The sequence below is a fragment of the Acinetobacter rongchengensis genome, from assembly GCF_003611475.1.
GTDB lineage: Bacteria > Pseudomonadota > Gammaproteobacteria > Pseudomonadales > Moraxellaceae > Acinetobacter > Acinetobacter rongchengensis.
On the sequence record NZ_RAXT01000187.1, the window covers coordinates 1 to 586 of the forward strand.

A 586-nucleotide genomic window follows, 5' to 3' on the forward strand; every position below is an offset into this window, starting at 1 on the left:
CGTAGAAATTGGTACAGCGATTGTAGATTCAACAGGCAACTGGAGCTTCACACCAAGCACTGATTTGGCAGAAGGCGCACATGCGATTGCCATCTCCCAAAAAGATGCAGCGGGTAATGAAAGTCCGAAGACCACACCAGTGAACTTCACAGTGGATAGCCTTCCGCCAACATCAACAGTTGAAATTCTAGGAATTACTGATGATAGCGGGGTTTCTACAGACTTTATTACCAATGACAATACTTTGCTATTCAATGGACAAGTGAACGGAACATTAGGGGCTGATGAAAAAGTTCAGATCAGTTTAGATGGTGGTGTAACTTGGAATGATGCGATTAGTGATGCCAATGGAACTTGGACGTTTGATTATACGGCCAATCCGCTTATGGATGGGACTTATACAGTTCAAGCACAGATCGTAGACCAAGCGGGTAACATAGGAGCAACGGCTACACAGGATATTGTTATTGATACAACAATCAGTGTTCCAGCACCTGCAATTTCAATGAGTAACTATGATGATGCAGGCGTTTCCTCTACAGACTTCTATTCGAATGATACGCAGTTTACTTTGAATGTAATAGGC

The 586-nt window shown here is 43.0% G+C and carries 1 protein-coding gene; it reads left to right on the forward strand.

Translation table 11 applies throughout. The features are described from left to right. Positions 1 to 586 (forward strand): Ig-like domain-containing protein (locus D7V20_RS19440; RefSeq protein ID WP_235831687.1); only part of this gene is annotated, 586 nt, incomplete at both ends.